This is a genomic window from Arthrobacter sp. Bz4, from assembly GCF_003075455.1.
Classification (GTDB): Bacteria; Actinomycetota; Actinomycetes; order Actinomycetales; family Micrococcaceae; genus Arthrobacter_D.
The window spans coordinates 256,179-269,595 of sequence record NZ_QDAE01000001.1; the positions used below are offsets into that span (position 1 = coordinate 256,179).

10 protein-coding genes are annotated in these 13,417 nt (G+C 64.6%); 4 read left to right on the plus strand and 6 right to left on the minus strand.

Annotated features, from left to right (window positions below; translation table 11 throughout):
* Positions 1-21 precede the first annotated feature (21 nt).
* The 4 genes from DDA93_RS01230 (at position 22) to DDA93_RS01245 (ending at position 5,521) form a co-directional block, all read left to right on the plus strand.
* Positions 22-657: a DUF3000 domain-containing protein gene (locus DDA93_RS01230; RefSeq protein ID WP_116777868.1), complete on the plus strand. Its 636-nt coding sequence runs from the start codon at positions 22-24 to the stop codon at positions 655-657.
* Between the two features lie 74 nt (positions 658-731).
* Positions 732-2,039 carry an HRDC domain-containing protein gene (locus tag DDA93_RS01235; protein ID WP_019482849.1) on the plus strand — a complete coding sequence of 436 codons (1,308 nt, stop codon included), beginning with the start codon at positions 732-734 and terminating at the stop codon, positions 2,037-2,039.
* Positions 2,040-2,153: 114 nt separating this feature from the next.
* Positions 2,154-3,413: an acetyl-CoA C-acyltransferase gene (locus DDA93_RS01240; protein WP_207771294.1), complete on the plus strand. Its 1,260-nt coding sequence runs from the start codon at positions 2,154-2,156 to the stop codon at positions 3,411-3,413.
* Positions 3,410-5,521, plus strand: a complete 2,112-nt coding sequence (locus DDA93_RS01245; RefSeq protein ID WP_116777869.1) for a 3-hydroxyacyl-CoA dehydrogenase NAD-binding domain-containing protein — start codon at positions 3,410-3,412, stop codon at positions 5,519-5,521. The genes DDA93_RS01240 and DDA93_RS01245 overlap by 4 nt, the downstream gene beginning before the upstream one ends.
* A gap of 300 nt (positions 5,522-5,821) precedes the next feature.
* On the opposite strand, the gene DDA93_RS01255 is transcribed toward DDA93_RS01245, so the two are convergent.
* From DDA93_RS01255 to ileS, 6 genes are all read right to left on the minus strand, one after another.
* The gene (locus DDA93_RS01255) at positions 5,822-6,541 is read right to left on the minus strand and encodes an EAL domain-containing protein (protein WP_237742126.1); all 720 of its coding nucleotides are present in this window, start codon (positions 6,539-6,541) and stop codon (positions 5,822-5,824) included.
* 36 nt (positions 6,542-6,577) lie between these two features.
* A complete protein-coding gene (locus tag DDA93_RS01260) occupies positions 6,578-7,540 on the minus strand; it encodes an aldo/keto reductase (protein WP_116777870.1) in 963 nt (320 codons plus the stop codon).
* 73 nt (positions 7,541-7,613) lie between these two features.
* Positions 7,614-8,030 carry a nucleoside-diphosphate kinase gene (gene ndk, locus DDA93_RS01265; RefSeq protein ID WP_019482854.1) on the minus strand — a complete coding sequence of 139 codons (417 nt, stop codon included), beginning with the start codon at positions 8,028-8,030 and terminating at the stop codon, positions 7,614-7,616.
* Positions 8,031-8,077: 47 nt separating this feature from the next.
* Positions 8,078-8,545: a DUF4233 domain-containing protein gene (locus DDA93_RS01270; RefSeq protein ID WP_035747804.1), complete on the minus strand. Its 468-nt coding sequence runs from the start codon at positions 8,543-8,545 to the stop codon at positions 8,078-8,080.
* An 11-nt stretch (positions 8,546-8,556) separates the two neighbouring features.
* Complete coding sequence (locus DDA93_RS01275; RefSeq protein ID WP_116777943.1) at positions 8,557-9,909, minus strand: Mur ligase family protein; 1,353 nt, start codon at positions 9,907-9,909, stop codon at positions 8,557-8,559.
* A gap of 83 nt (positions 9,910-9,992) precedes the next feature.
* Entirely contained in the window at positions 9,993-13,340 is a 3,348-nt protein-coding gene (gene ileS / locus DDA93_RS01280) for an isoleucine--tRNA ligase (RefSeq protein WP_116777871.1), read from the minus strand.
* Between the last annotated feature and the right edge of the window lie 77 nt (positions 13,341-13,417).

A 13,417-nucleotide genomic window follows, 5' to 3' on the forward strand; every position in this document is an offset into this window, starting at 1 on the left:
GGCGTGCCATAGCCTTCCTGAGTGAGCGCAATTGGCGATCTGACCCCCCTGCCCCGCGAGTTCCAGTCAGCACTGACCGAACTCCGCCAGGCGAAGTGCCGCGGCGAGATCCGACTGGACGAAATTCCGGCGCCCTCGCGGCTGGCACCCTTTGCTGTGGCCCTCGGCGCTGAAGTATTCCAGGCTGGCCCGCACCGGATGCCGGTGCACGGCCCGGCAATGGCCGCTTCCGCCGGCAATGAGCCGGAAGAATTAGCCACCGGACGCTTCATCCTCCTGCATGACCCCAATGGGTCCGACCTGTGGGATGGCACTTTCCGGATTGTCACCTACATCAGGGCGCAACTCGAACCCGAGATGGGCAACGACTCCCTGCTGGGATCAGTCGCCTGGACGTGGCTGGTGGAAGCCCTCCAGAACCACGGCGCCGACTACGGCTCCGCTGGGGGAACAGCCACCCGGATCCTCTCCGAAAGCTACGGCACGCTGACCGACCGACCCGACAGTATCGATATTGAACTACGTGCGTCCTGGACCCCTGACTCGTCGATGGTGCGGAACCATCTGGAGGCCTGGGCGGATATGGTGTGCACCTTCGCCGGTCTACCACCGCTGCCCGACGGCGTCACCTCGCTGCCGAACCGTCGCCGAAACTAGCCCGCCGTGACCCAGCCGCACCCCGCCGTCGTGCTGGCTCACCACTCCGAACCGCGCGGCTAGACTGGATCATCATGACCTCGCAGATTTCGCAGCACCCTGACGATCGCACTCCAGGTGATGACGCACCGGTTGAAGACGTCATCGAACCGCTCCCCCTCCTCAACGAACCCAAAGACGGCGTCCCCCTGGTCATCAACACCCAGGCGGGTCTGGAACGTGCAGCCCGGACGCTGGCTCAGGGCACCGGCCCGGCCGGCGTCGACGCGGAGCGCGCATCCGGATTCCGGTACGGGCAACGCGCTTTCCTCGTGCAGATCCGGCGTGAAGGAGCCGGCACCTGGCTGATCGACCCCGAGCCATTCACCGACCTCCGCATCATTGATGAGGCACTTGAAGGAGTCGAATGGATCCTGCACGCGGCGTCCCAGGATCTGCCCTGCCTGTCGGAACTTGGGATGTGGCCCGACCGGCTCTTCGACACCGAACTCGCTGCCCGCCTCGCGGGGATGCCCCGCGTGGGGCTGGCGGCGGTCATCGAGAGTCTCCTCGGATACACCCTTGCCAAGGAGCACTCAGCCGCTGACTGGTCGCGCCGCCCGCTGCCCGAACCGTGGCTTCGCTACGCCGCCCTCGACGTTGAGGTGCTGACCGAGCTACGCGGCGAACTTATTGCCCTGTTGACCCGCGACGGCAAACTCGACCTTGCCGAGCAGGAATTCGAGCACATCCGCAACACCCCACCCGCCGAGCCGCGCGTCGATCCGTGGCGCAGGACGTCGGGCCTGCACCAGATCCGCGACCGGCGCCAACTGGCAGTGGTTCGCCAGCTCTGGCTGGAACGCGAGGACCTCGCCAGGAACCGGGACATTGCCCCGGGCCGTCTGATCCCTGATTCGGCAATCCTGGCCGCGGCCAAGGCCATGCCGACAACAGTCCCGCAGCTTCTGGGCACCAGCGGCTTCCATGGCCGAGCGGCGTCACGGGAGGCGCCCAGGTGGTTGCGTTGCATCAGCGACGGACGGTCATCGGATGATCTCCCGGATCTCCAGGTGCCCACCAACGCGCCCCCACCGCCGCGGGTCTGGGCGGACAAGGATCCCGAGGCCGCTGCGCGCCTGGCGACTGCGCGCCCCCGGCTGGCAGCAATAGCGGAATCCTCAAATCTACCCATCGAGAACCTGCTGACTCCCGACTACCTGCGCCGGGTGGCCTGGCGTCCGCCGGCCGAGATCACGCTCGAGTCGATCAGCGCCGCCCTGGCCGAGCTTGGCGCGCGTCCGTGGCAGATCGAAAAAATAGCTGCGGTGCTCACGGTCGCGTTTCTGGACCCCGATCCGCTGCCCGAGAAAGCACCGAGGACCGCAGACTCAACCCGGTAGCCCCTCACTGTTCGACACTTCCGCCGGGCAATCCTTGCAGGCTAAGTTACTCACAAGTAACATAGGGTCGAATCACTATCTCGGATCGAATAAAGACTCAATGAGGAGCAATAGGTGAGCACCACTACAGTGCCAGCGCAGTCCGGCTCAGGCCGCCGGATCAAGGATGTCGTATTCGTCGACGGTGTCAGGACACCATTCGGCAAAGCCGGTGAGAAGGGCATCTACGCGGGCGCCCGTGCCGATGATCTGGTGGTGAAGTGCATTCGCGACCTGATGCGCCGCAACCCAACCCTGCCCCCTGAGCGAATCGACGACGTCGCCATCGCCGCCACCACCCAAACCGGTGACCAGGGCCTGACCATTGGTCGCACCGCTGCCCTGCTGGCGGGACTCCCCCGGTCCGTTCCCGGCTTCGCGATTGACCGGATGTGCGCCGGTGCGATGACAGCCGTGACGACGACCGCCTCGGGCATCGCTTTCGGTGCGTACGACGTGGTGATCGCCGGGGGCGTGGAGCACATGGGCAACCACCCAATGGGCGCGGACACCGACCCCAACCCGCGGTTCATGTCCGAACGGCTGGTTGACCCCGCGGCGCTGAACATGGGAAACACGGCAGAAAACCTGCATGATCGCTTCCCCGCCATCACCAAGGAACGAACCGACGCGTACGCAGTAGGCAGCCAGAAGAAGCTGGCCGCCGCCTATGCCAGCGGCCAGATCCAGCCCGATCTGGTGTCCGTCGCTTCCCGAAAGGAAGGGGCAGGCTGGACGCTCAATTCTGTCGACGAGCCACCCCGCCCCGAAACCACCACCGAGGACCTGGCTGCGCTTCGCACCCCGTTCCGTGCGCACGGTCGGGTCACTGCAGGAAACGCCGCCGGGTTGAACGACGGCGCCACCGCCGCGTTGCTCGCATCCTCGGATGCCGCCGCCGAGCTGGGCCTGCCCGCGAAGATGCGCCTGGTGGCGTACGCCTTCGCCGGCGTTGAGCCTGAGGTGATGGGCATTGGACCGGTTCCGGCGACCGAGAAGGCACTGCGGCAGGCGGGCCTGTCCATTGACGACATCGGCCTGTTTGAAATCAACGAGGCATTTGCCGTGCAGGTGCTTTCGTTCCTCGATCACTTCGGCATTGCCGACGACGACCCCCGCGTGAACCGCTATGGCGGCGCCATCGCCGTCGGGCACCCCCTGGCGTCCTCCGGAGTGCGGCTGATGCTGCAACTTGCCCGGCAGTTCGAGGAAGACCCAGCGGTGCGGTACGGCATGACCACCATGTGCATTGGCCTCGGCATGGGCGCCACAGTGATCTGGGAGAACCCCCACCACCCTGACTACTCGTCGAACACAGCAGAGGACGCAGCATGAGCTTTGACCGTTATGAAGAACTCGCAGCCCTGGTTCCGGACGAGGTAATCACCCACTCCTACGTGCAGGACATTGCCCTCCCCCAGGGCGCGGGAACCCTCGCGTTGATCACCCTGGACAACGGGTTGGACCACACCAAGCCGACCACCCTCGGCCCGAACACCCTGATCGAACTGGGTCGGGTACTTGAGGGCCTGAAACTCCGGGCCGCCGCCGGTGAGCTGGCCGCCGTCGGGATCACCGGCAAGCCCTATTTCCTGGTGGCGGGCGCTGACCTGTCGACGGTCAAGTCACTCAAGGCCGCACAGTACGGCGCCCTGATGGCCGAGCTCGGACACGAAGCCTACAACCTGCTGGGCAGTCTCGGCGTGCCCAGCTTCGCCTTCATCAACGGCGTGGCGCTCGGCGGCGGCCTGGAGGTTGCCCTTGCGGCCGATTACCGCACCATCTCCACCGGAGCCAACGGCATTGGCCTGCCGGAGGCATTTATTGGCCTGGTTCCGGGGTGGGGCGGGGTCTACCGGCTGCCACGCCTGATTGGTCCTGCTGCGGCGATAAAGGTCATGATCGAGAACCCCCTCAGCAACAACCGGATGCTCGACGGGCGTGCGGCCTATGGCCTGGGCATTGCCGATGTCCTGCTTGAGCCTGCCGATTTCCTTGAGCAGTCCCTCGCCTGGGCCGCGGGCGTCCTGAAGGACCCCTCGGCAGTTGCAGCAAGCCGGGCCAAGCACGCCGCCTACACCGACGCCGACTGGGACGCGGCGGCCGCCGCCGGGCGGGCCTTCGTGGCCGCCAGGACCTCGAACGCCGCACCGGCGCCGGGGAAGGTGCTGGACCTCTTTGAGGCTGGGAAGACCCTGACCCGCGAAGAGTCGGCCGCCGCCGAGTGCGAGGCCCTGACCTACCTCATGCAGACTCCCGAGTTCCATGCGACCGTCTACGCGTTCCTGGATCTGGTGCAGAAGCGCGCCAAACGTCCGGCAGGCGCGCCCGACCGCAAGCTGGCTCGGAAGGTGACCAAGGTCGGCGTCGTCGGTGCTGGTCTGATGGCCGGGCAACTCGCCTTGCTGTTCGCCCGGCAGCTGAAGGTGCCGGTGGTCCTCACCGACATCGACCAGCAGCGCGTCGACAAGGGTGTGGCCTATGTCCACGCAGAAGTAGACAAGCTGCTGTCGAAGAAGCGGCTGTCCCCCGATGCGGCGAACCGGACCAAGGCCCTGGTCTCGGGTTCGGTCTCGAAGGAGGCGTTCGCTGACGCCGATTTTGTGATCGAAGCGGTCTTCGAAGAGATGGCGGTCAAGAAGACAGTGTTCGCCGAGGTTGAAGCGGTGGTCTCTGCCGAGTGTATTCTCGCGACCAATACCTCGTCACTGTCGGTCACCGAGATGGCAGCTGACCTCGCCCACCCGGAACGTGTGGTGGGTTTCCACTTCTTCAACCCGGTCGCTGCCATGCCATTGCTGGAAATCGTCAAAGCACCGCACACGGATGACGCCGTGCTGGCGACAGCTTTTGCGCTGGCCAAGGAGCTGAAAAAGTCGGCGGTGCTGGTGCAGGATGCTCCGGCGTTTGTGGTCAACCGCATCCTCGGCCGGATGTTTGGCGAGATCACTGCGGTCTTCGATGAGGGCACAGACGCGGCGACAGCTGACAATGCGCTGCGCCCCATGGGCCACCCGATGACGCCGTTCCGGCTGCTCGCGCTCGTGGGCCTGCCGGTCGGCCAGCACGTGCAGGAGTCGCTGAACACCGCGTTTGGTGACCGTTTCCATGTTTCCGCCAACCAGCAGAAACTCATTGACGCCGGAATCAAGGGTCTGTGGGTGAAGGGCGACGACGGCGCCGAGACCGTGCCCGAGTCGACCCTGGCCCTGATGACCCGGGGCGATTCGCCGTCGGACAGCGCGGAGGTGCTCCGCCGAACCCAGGATGCCCTCGCCGACGAGATTGGCCGGATGCTCGATGAGGGAGTTGTTGCCGCACCCGAGGACATTGACCTGTGCGTCATCCTGGGCGCCGGCTGGCCGTTCCACCAGGGCGGCATCACACCGTACCTGGATCGGGTGGGCGCGGCCGAGCGGGTCAATGGGAAGACCTTCCACTAGGCACTTCCCCGCCGCTCGTCGTCACCCGACGACACTGACGCGCCCGCACCGGCCTTGGTGCGGGCGCCGTTCTGTGTCTGGCTCAACTGGCCTAACTGGCACAACTGGCTCAACTGGCTCAACTGGCTCAACTGGCTCAACTGGCTCAACTGGCTCAACTGGCTCAAGATTGGTGACCCGGCTGACCTCCCGCGGTTTGGTGAGCAACCCGGTCAGGTGGGGTCAATCTGGCATCGGTGCCGGGAATGTTGACCACCGGCGTCCAGGTTCCTCACGACCCAGCCTAAAACCTGACCGCTGCTAGAGGACAGCCGCCCCGAACTGTAGCTGCGGGAGCTCCTCGAAGGCGGGCTTCGCGAACCAGTATCCCTGGAAGAGGCCGATACCGGCTGCCTTCAGGGTCGCAAACTCCGCCTCCGTCTCAATGCCTTCCGCGAGGACCGTGATACCGAACTCCCTGGACATGCCCACGATGCTGGACACAACTGTCTGCCGCGCCGGGCTGGTATCGATGCCGCGGATCAGCAACATGTCGATCTTGATCAGGTCGGGTTGGAAATCGACCAGAAGACCCAGTCCCGCGTGTCCGGCACCGAAGTCGTCGATGGCGGTGGTGAACCCATGTTTGCGGTATTCGGTGATGATGTTCGTGAGGTGGCCGGTGTCGGAGACCTCCTCGTTCTCGGTAAATTCGAACATGATTGACGACGGCGGGAAGCTGAAGCGGGCGGCGGCCCGCAGCGTCGCGCGCAGACAGGCAGCCGGTTCGTAGACAGCGTTTGGCATGAAATTGATTGAGAGCTTCAATTCCTCGCCCGCGGGGAACAGTCGTGAGGCCAGCTCGATGGCCTTGACCCGGCAATCCTGGTCGAAGCGGTACTTCTGCTCCGGCGACACCCTGGAGAGGACGTCGTAGGCGCCTTCGCCCGCGAAGCCCCTGACCAGTGCCTCGTAGCCCCAGACCCGACCAGCGACGGCGTCATAGATGGGCTGGAAGGCCATGCTGAAGTCGAAGTCCAAGGTTGACGATGTCCTGCAACCGTCGCATGCCATGGTCTAGGCGACCCGGGGGAAAATCCGGTCCAGTTCCTGAAGTTCAGTCTCTGACGGGACCCAGCACACAGCTTCGGCATTCTGTTGAATTTGCTCCGGTTTGGTGGCTCCGGCGATCACTGACGCGACGGACGGCTGGGCCGCCAGCCAGGAGAATGCTACCTGCAGTTCGGTCAGGTCACGGGCCCGGGCGAACGCTCCGAAGTCGGCCAGCTGGTTCCAGTCAGCCCCTTCGAGCAGGTTCGTCCGGGAGTGGGTCAGCCGGCTACCGGCCGGAACCTTCGAGGCACTGTATTTGCCGGTCAGCAGACCGTTCGCCAGCGGGAAGAACGGCAGCACGCCAATCCCATAGGCTTCGGCTGCCGGAACCACCTCGGCCTCGATGCTGCGCTCCAGCAGGTTCCAGTGGTTTTGCGCGGAGATGAAGGGCGTGTACCCGCCGAGCTGGGCAACAAACTCGGCTTCGGCGAGCTGCCAGCCTGCCCGGTTTGAATGGCCGATGTACCTGACCTTGCCGCTTTTGACCAGTGCGTCGAGGGCCGAAAGGGTCTCCTCGATGGGGGTCAGCGGGTCCGGTGCATGGAACTGGTAGAGATCAATAAAGTCCGTGCCCAGGCGCCGCAGTGATGCCTCGACCGCCTTCATGATGTAGCGCCGCGACCCCCTGGCGCCCCAGTCCGGGCCGTTGGCACCCTTGAGGTCCAGTCCAAACTTGGTGGCGACCAGCACGTCATCGCGATTTTTGACCAGGGCTTTGCCGAGCATTTCCTCGCTCAGGCCAGGCGTCCTTCCATAGGAGTCCGCCACGTCGAAGAAGTTGATTCCCGCGTCGACAGCTGCGCCGATCACCGCGTTGGTGCCGCGCTGGGTTTCGGTTGGCGTTCCGGGGCGGCCCAGGTTGTTACATCCGAGTCCCACCACTGAGACGTTCAATCCGGAGTTGCCGAGCCTGCGATATTCAGTCATGGCTCTACGCTACAACACCGGTTACCCGAGGCATCTTTCGGCGCCCCGGGTAACACCCGGCGTCGACGAGGGGTCAGGCGAACCAGATACCGATTTCACGCTGTGCCGACTCCGCCGAGTCCGAGCCGTGGACGAGGTTCTGCTGTACCTTCAGGCCCCAGTCGCGGCCGAGGTCGCCGCGGATGGTGCCGGGTGCGGCTGCCGTCGGCTCGGTGGCGCCGGCAAGGGACCGGAATCCCTCGATAACCCGCTCGCCCTCGAAAATCGCAGCCACGATGGGTCCGCTGAGCATGAACTCGACGAGTGGTTCGAAGAAGGGCTTCCCAACATGCTCGTTGTAGTGCTCTTCGAGCATCTCGCGGCTGGCCGAGACCAGCTTGAGGTCCACCAGGGTGTATCCCTTGGCTTCCACCCGGGACAGGATGGTCCCGGACAGTGCGCGGGACACGCCGTCGGGCTTGATCAGTACAAGAGTGCGTTCAGCGCTCACAGAAGTCCTCCAAAGTGTTGGGTATGGCCAGTGGAACTCTACTAAACTTATCCTGCGGGCTCTGACCCGCCCTCCGGGTTGGCCCGCTCCCATTCGGCCTGCTGGCGGTCCCGCTCGACGTTCTCGGCGTCGAGGCGGATGCCGGTACGAATCCCGTACAGCCAGGTCAGGGCGAACAGCACCCCAATCAGGAACATGGTGGGTTCGATGAACCCGGTCGCGATGATCACCAACTGGAGAATCCAGCCGATGGCAATGCCGTAGGGCTTGGTAAGGAACGCGCATGCCCCGACCAATGCGATGGCCAATGCGATCCCCACCGAGAGGATCAGCACCGGTGAGATGGTGTCGCGCAACAGGCCGAATGCGGTCAGGGTCGCGAACAGCACCACCAGCGCCTCGAGGGTGAGGACCACCGAGGCGAAGGTGACTTTGATGGAACGCCGTTTCTTGGGCATTCCGGGTCGCCATTCGCGTTGCGCCTTGGTCATGCGACGCTTTCGATTCTGCTCCATCAGAGTCAGCCTCACTTGCCCAGCAGGGTGCGGGCTTCCCCCACCACCGTGATGGAACCGGTGATCAGGATGCCCCCTGCGAGGTCGTTGTTTTCTTCGGCCTTCATGACCGCCCATTCGAGGGCGTCATCGAGCCGCTCGGCGATGTGGACGTTTTCCTCGGCGAAACCAGCCGCCAACGCATCCTGCAGGAGCTCGGCCGCGGGAATGGCGCGGGGCGAGGTTGACTGGGTCAGGCAGATGTCCTCGAGGATGCCACCGAGTTCCTCATGCAGTTCGGCCAGGATGGCCCCCGCGTCCTTGTCCTGGAGCACACCGACCACCAGGATCAGCCGGCTGAAGTCGAAGGCTTCCTTGACCGCCGCTGCTGCTGCCTTGGCGCCGGCGGCATTGTGCGCGGCGTCGACAATGATGCTCGGTGCGGTCCGCACCACCTCGATCCGGCCCGGCGAGGTCACGGTCCGCAACCCTTCGCGGACCACCGCCGCATCAAGTTCACGGGTCCCGCCACCGATGAATGCCTCGACGGCGGCGACGGCGACGGCGGCGTTCTGCGCCTGGTGCGCCCCGTGCAGGGGCAGCAGCAGTTCCTCGTACCGGCCGGCTATCCCGTTGATGGACAGCACTTGGCCGCCGACGCCGATCGTCCGGGTTTCAACCCCGAACTCAACGCCTTCGAAGCGGAACTCAACGCCGACTTCGCGGGCCTTTTCGAGGAGCACCTGGGCGGCCTCCTGAGGTTGGGCCGCACTGATCAGGAACCCGCCGGGCTTGATGATCCCCGACTTTTCCAGCGCAATGTCGTATTCGGTGTCGCCGAGGAGTTCCGTGTGGTCCAGGGAGATCGGCGTGACGACAGCAACCTGGCCGTCGCCCACGTTGGTGGCGTCGGTGATCCCGCCGAGGCCCACCTCGATGATCGCGACGTCGACCGGCTCGTCGGCGAAGACCGCGAACGCGAGAATGGTGATGCTCTCGAAGTAGGTCAGCCGGGGGTCGCCCGCCGCTTCCAGTTCGCCGTCGATGATTTCCAGGAACGGCCTGATCTCGTCCCAGATCCGCACGAAGGTTTCGTCGGAGACCGGTTCGCCGTCGATGCTGATGCGCTCGGTGACGCTGCTCAGATGTGGGCTCGTGTAGCGCCCGGTCCGCAGCTCATGCGCCCGCAGGATGCCCTCGACCATGCGTGCGGTCGACGTTTTCCCGTTGGTTCCGGTCAGGTGGATGATCGGGAACGCCTTGTTGGGTTCGCCGAGGATTTCCATTGCCCTGATCATCGGGGCCATCCGCGGTTCCATTTTGTTCTCAGGTGCCCGGCTCAGCAGTTCCGCGTAGACACTCTCCACCGAAAACTTGTCGAACACTGTGGGCGCCGGGCCGTTTGACTCCGAATCCATTGATTCTGAATCCCTTGGCTCTGAATCCCGTGGCTCTGGGGTCTGCTGGCTCATGAGTGCCTCTCTACTGTGACGGTAAACTCGCCGTCCGTTGGCGCAGCAGCGACAACGTGCAGTTCGTTGGTCAGCGTTTCCGCTTTGATGAGTGCCGCGTTCGATGTCAGGGCATCGACCAGGTCCGGTGCGACGCCAAGCGTGGTCACGATCCGGTCGCTGATGTGCAGGTCCGCGTCGCGGCGGGCCTGCTGGATGGCCCGGATCGCGTCCCGGGCCGCTCCTTCGGCGGCGAGCTCCCCGGTGACGACGGTATCGAGCACGAGGAAACCGCCCCCGGGCAGGAAGCCCACCTCGGCATCAACCGCTTCCGTGTTCGCCGTCTGTTCTGGTTTGGCCCAATCGGAACTTAAACGAACCACAACAGGTTCGTCCCCCCCTGAGATTGTGACTGTCCAATTATCAGGACCATAGCCGTCGTAGCGGTCAGCCTTGACCTCCTTGAGTACATCCTTCATCCTCTTGCCGAGAATGGGTCCTGCTTTTCGGGCGTCAATCTTAAGCTCGGTTCCAATTCCGTATTTCTCAAGAAGTTCAGGAGTTGGTGCAGCGAATTTGACCTGTTTGATATTCAGTTCGTCCGCGATGATACCTAGATAGTCTTCTGAAAGCTGCTCCCGCCCTATGTCAAAGACGGTGAGGTGGGCCAGCGGCAACCTGACGCGCAGGTTGGCTGCCTTCCGGAGGCTCGACCCGGTGGAGCAGATTTGGCGGGTGCGTTCCATCCGTTCCACGAGGTCGGGTGCCTCCGGGAATGCCGACGCCTCCGGCCAGTCGGTCAGGTGCACCGAGCGCCCGCCGGTGAGCCCACGCCAGATTTCCTCGGTGACCAGGGGCAGCAGGGGCGCTGCGGCCCGGCAGACCGCTTCGAGGCAGGTGTAGAGCACATCGAAGGCGTCGGCGTCCTCATCGAAGAACCGCTGCCGGCTCCGGCGGACGTACCAGTTGGTCAGCGTGTCCAGGTAGCGGCGCAGCGTCTCGCAGGCGTCGCTGATGTTGAAGGCATCGAGCGACGCTGTCATATCCCGCACCAGGTTTCCGGTGTAGGCGAGGATGTAGCGGTCCACTGGTTCGGCGAGGCGATTGGCCCGTTCGGGGCTGACCGTTTTTGCCTCGTAGCCGGTGCCGCCGGCTGCCGCGTTGGTGTAGAGGCTGAAGAAGTGCCAGACATTCCAGAGCGGCAGGATGACCTGCCGGACGCCGTCGCGGATGCCCTGTTCGGTGACGATCAGGTTTCCGCCACGCAGCACCGGGGAGGACATCAGGAACCAGCGCATGGCGTCGGCGCCGTCCCGGTCGAGGACCTCGGTGACGTCCGGGTAGTTGCCCAGGCTCTTGGACGCCTTCTGGCCGTCGTCGCCCAGGACGATGCCGTGGCTGATCACGTTGCGGAACGCCGGCCGGTCGAACAGCGCCGTGGAGAGCACATGCAGCATGTAGAACCAGCCGCGGGTCTGGCCGATGTACTCGACGATGAAGTCAGCAGGGTTGTGGGAGTCAAACCATTCCTGGTTCTCCATCGGGTAATGCACCTGGGCGAAGGGCATGGAACCGGAGTCAAACCAGACGTCCAGTACGTCCTCGACCCGGCGCATGGTGGACTGGCCCTCAGCTGGTGTGCGGGGGTCGTCGGGGTTGGGGCGGGTCAGCTCATCGATGAAGGGACGGTGGAGGTCCGGCTCCCCCGCCTTGTTCAGCGGCAACCGGCCGAAGTCCGCCTGGATCTCGGCGAGCGAGCCGTAGACGTCGGTCCGCGGGTAGGCGGGATCGTCGGACTGCCAGACCGGGATGGGGCTGCCCCAGTACCGGTTCCGGCTGATCGACCAGTCCCGGGCGTTGGCCAGCCACTTGCCGAACTGCCCGTCTTTCACGTTCTCGGGGATCCAGTTGATGCCCTGGTTCAGGTCCACCATCCGGTCCTTGATCTTGGTGACCTCCACAAACCAGGACGACACAGCCCGGTAGATCAGCGGGTTGCGGCACCGCCAGCAGTGCGGGTAGCTGTGCACGTAGCTGGCCTGACGGACCAGGCGTCCGCTGTCCTTCAGCACCCGGCTGATGGGCTTGTTCGCGTCGAAGACCTGCAGTCCGACGATGTCGGCGAGAGGCCCCTGCCCGTACATCGGGAGGAAGCGCGCACCTTCATCGACTGAAAGAATGACCTGGATGCCAGCCTCCTCGCAGATTTTCTGGTCCTCTTCACCGTAGGCGGGTGACTGGTGCACAATGCCGGTGCCGTCGGTGGTGGTGACGTAGTCGGCCACGAGGAACCGGAAGGCGTTGCGGTAACCGCCCTGTTCGGGGTCGGCCAGGTAGTCCCAGAGCGGTTCGTAGGCCAGGTCCGCGAGCTCGGCGCCCTGCAGGGTGCGCTCGATGGCGGCTGTCGCCTCTTTCGCTGAGGCGTAGCCGAGGTCCTTGGCGTAGTTGCCCAACAGGTCAGCGGCGATGAGGAAGCGGCGGTCGTCGTCGGCCAGTGTTGGTCCGGCGGGAACCAGTGCATAGGCAATGTCGGGCCCGACGGCGAGAGCGGCGTTGGTGGGCAGGGTCCAGGGCGTGGTGGTCCAGGCGAGGGCCTGCACCCCGGCGAGCTCCTGCGACAGCTCGGTGCTGCCGGCCAGGATGGGGAAGGTCACGGTGACGGTCTGGTCCTGGCGGTCCTGGTAGACGTCGTCGTCCATCCGCAGCTCGTGGTTGGAAAGCGGCGTCTCATCGTTCCAGCAGTAGGGCAGCACGCGGTAACCGTTGTAGGTGAGGCCTTTGTCGTACAGGTTCTTGAACGCCCAGATCACCGACTCCATGTAGTCGACGTTCAGCGTCTTGTAGTCGTTGTCGAAGTCCACCCAGCGGGCCTGGCGGGTGACATAGTCCTGCCACTCGCCGGCGTATTTCATCACTGAGGACCGGCAGGCGTCGTTGAATTTGTCGATGCCCATGGCTTCGATCTGCGCCTTGTCGCTCATGCCCAGCTGCTTCATCGCTTCCAGCTCGGCGGGCAGTCCGTGGGTGTCCCAGCCGAACCGGCGCTCCACGCGGTGGCCGCGCTGGGTCTGGTAGCGGCCCACCAGGTCCTTGGCGTAGCCGGTCAGCAGGTGGCCGTAGTGGGGTAGCCCGTTGGCGAACGGGGGGCCGTCGTAGAAGACAAACTCATTTGAGCCGTTCTCACCGTCGGGAAGGTCTGCGCTGCGGGCGTCGATCGACGCCTGGAACGTGCCATCTGCGTCCCAGTACTTGAGGATCCGTTCCTCGATCTCGGGGAACCGCGGGGACGCCGAAGAGGAGGAGGCAGCGCCAGCCGCGCTGTCATGGCTGGTGGCCTTGGGGTAGATCTGTGGCATGTTGTTCATCCTGTAGGCAAGGTGTGGTTCAGTTACCTGCGAGGACGCGTCCAACAATCGGGTCAGCCTGCAACCCGGGTGCCAAA

Coding starts and splice junctions, on each gene's coding strand:
- DDA93_RS01260 (WP_116777870.1), bottom strand. CDS start 7,540: ATGACTGAATATCGCAGGCTCGGCAACTCCGGATTGAACGTCTCAGTG.
- DDA93_RS01235 (WP_019482849.1), top strand. CDS start 732: ATGACCTCGCAGATTTCGCAGCACCCTGACGATCGCACTCCAGGTGAT.
- ileS (WP_116777871.1), bottom strand. CDS start 13,340: ATGAACAACATGCCACAGATCTACCCCAAGGCCACCAGCCATGACAGC.
- DDA93_RS01270 (WP_035747804.1), bottom strand. CDS start 8,545: ATGGAGCAGAATCGAAAGCGTCGCATGACCAAGGCGCAACGCGAATGG.
- DDA93_RS01245 (WP_116777869.1), top strand. CDS start 3,410: ATGAGCTTTGACCGTTATGAAGAACTCGCAGCCCTGGTTCCGGACGAG.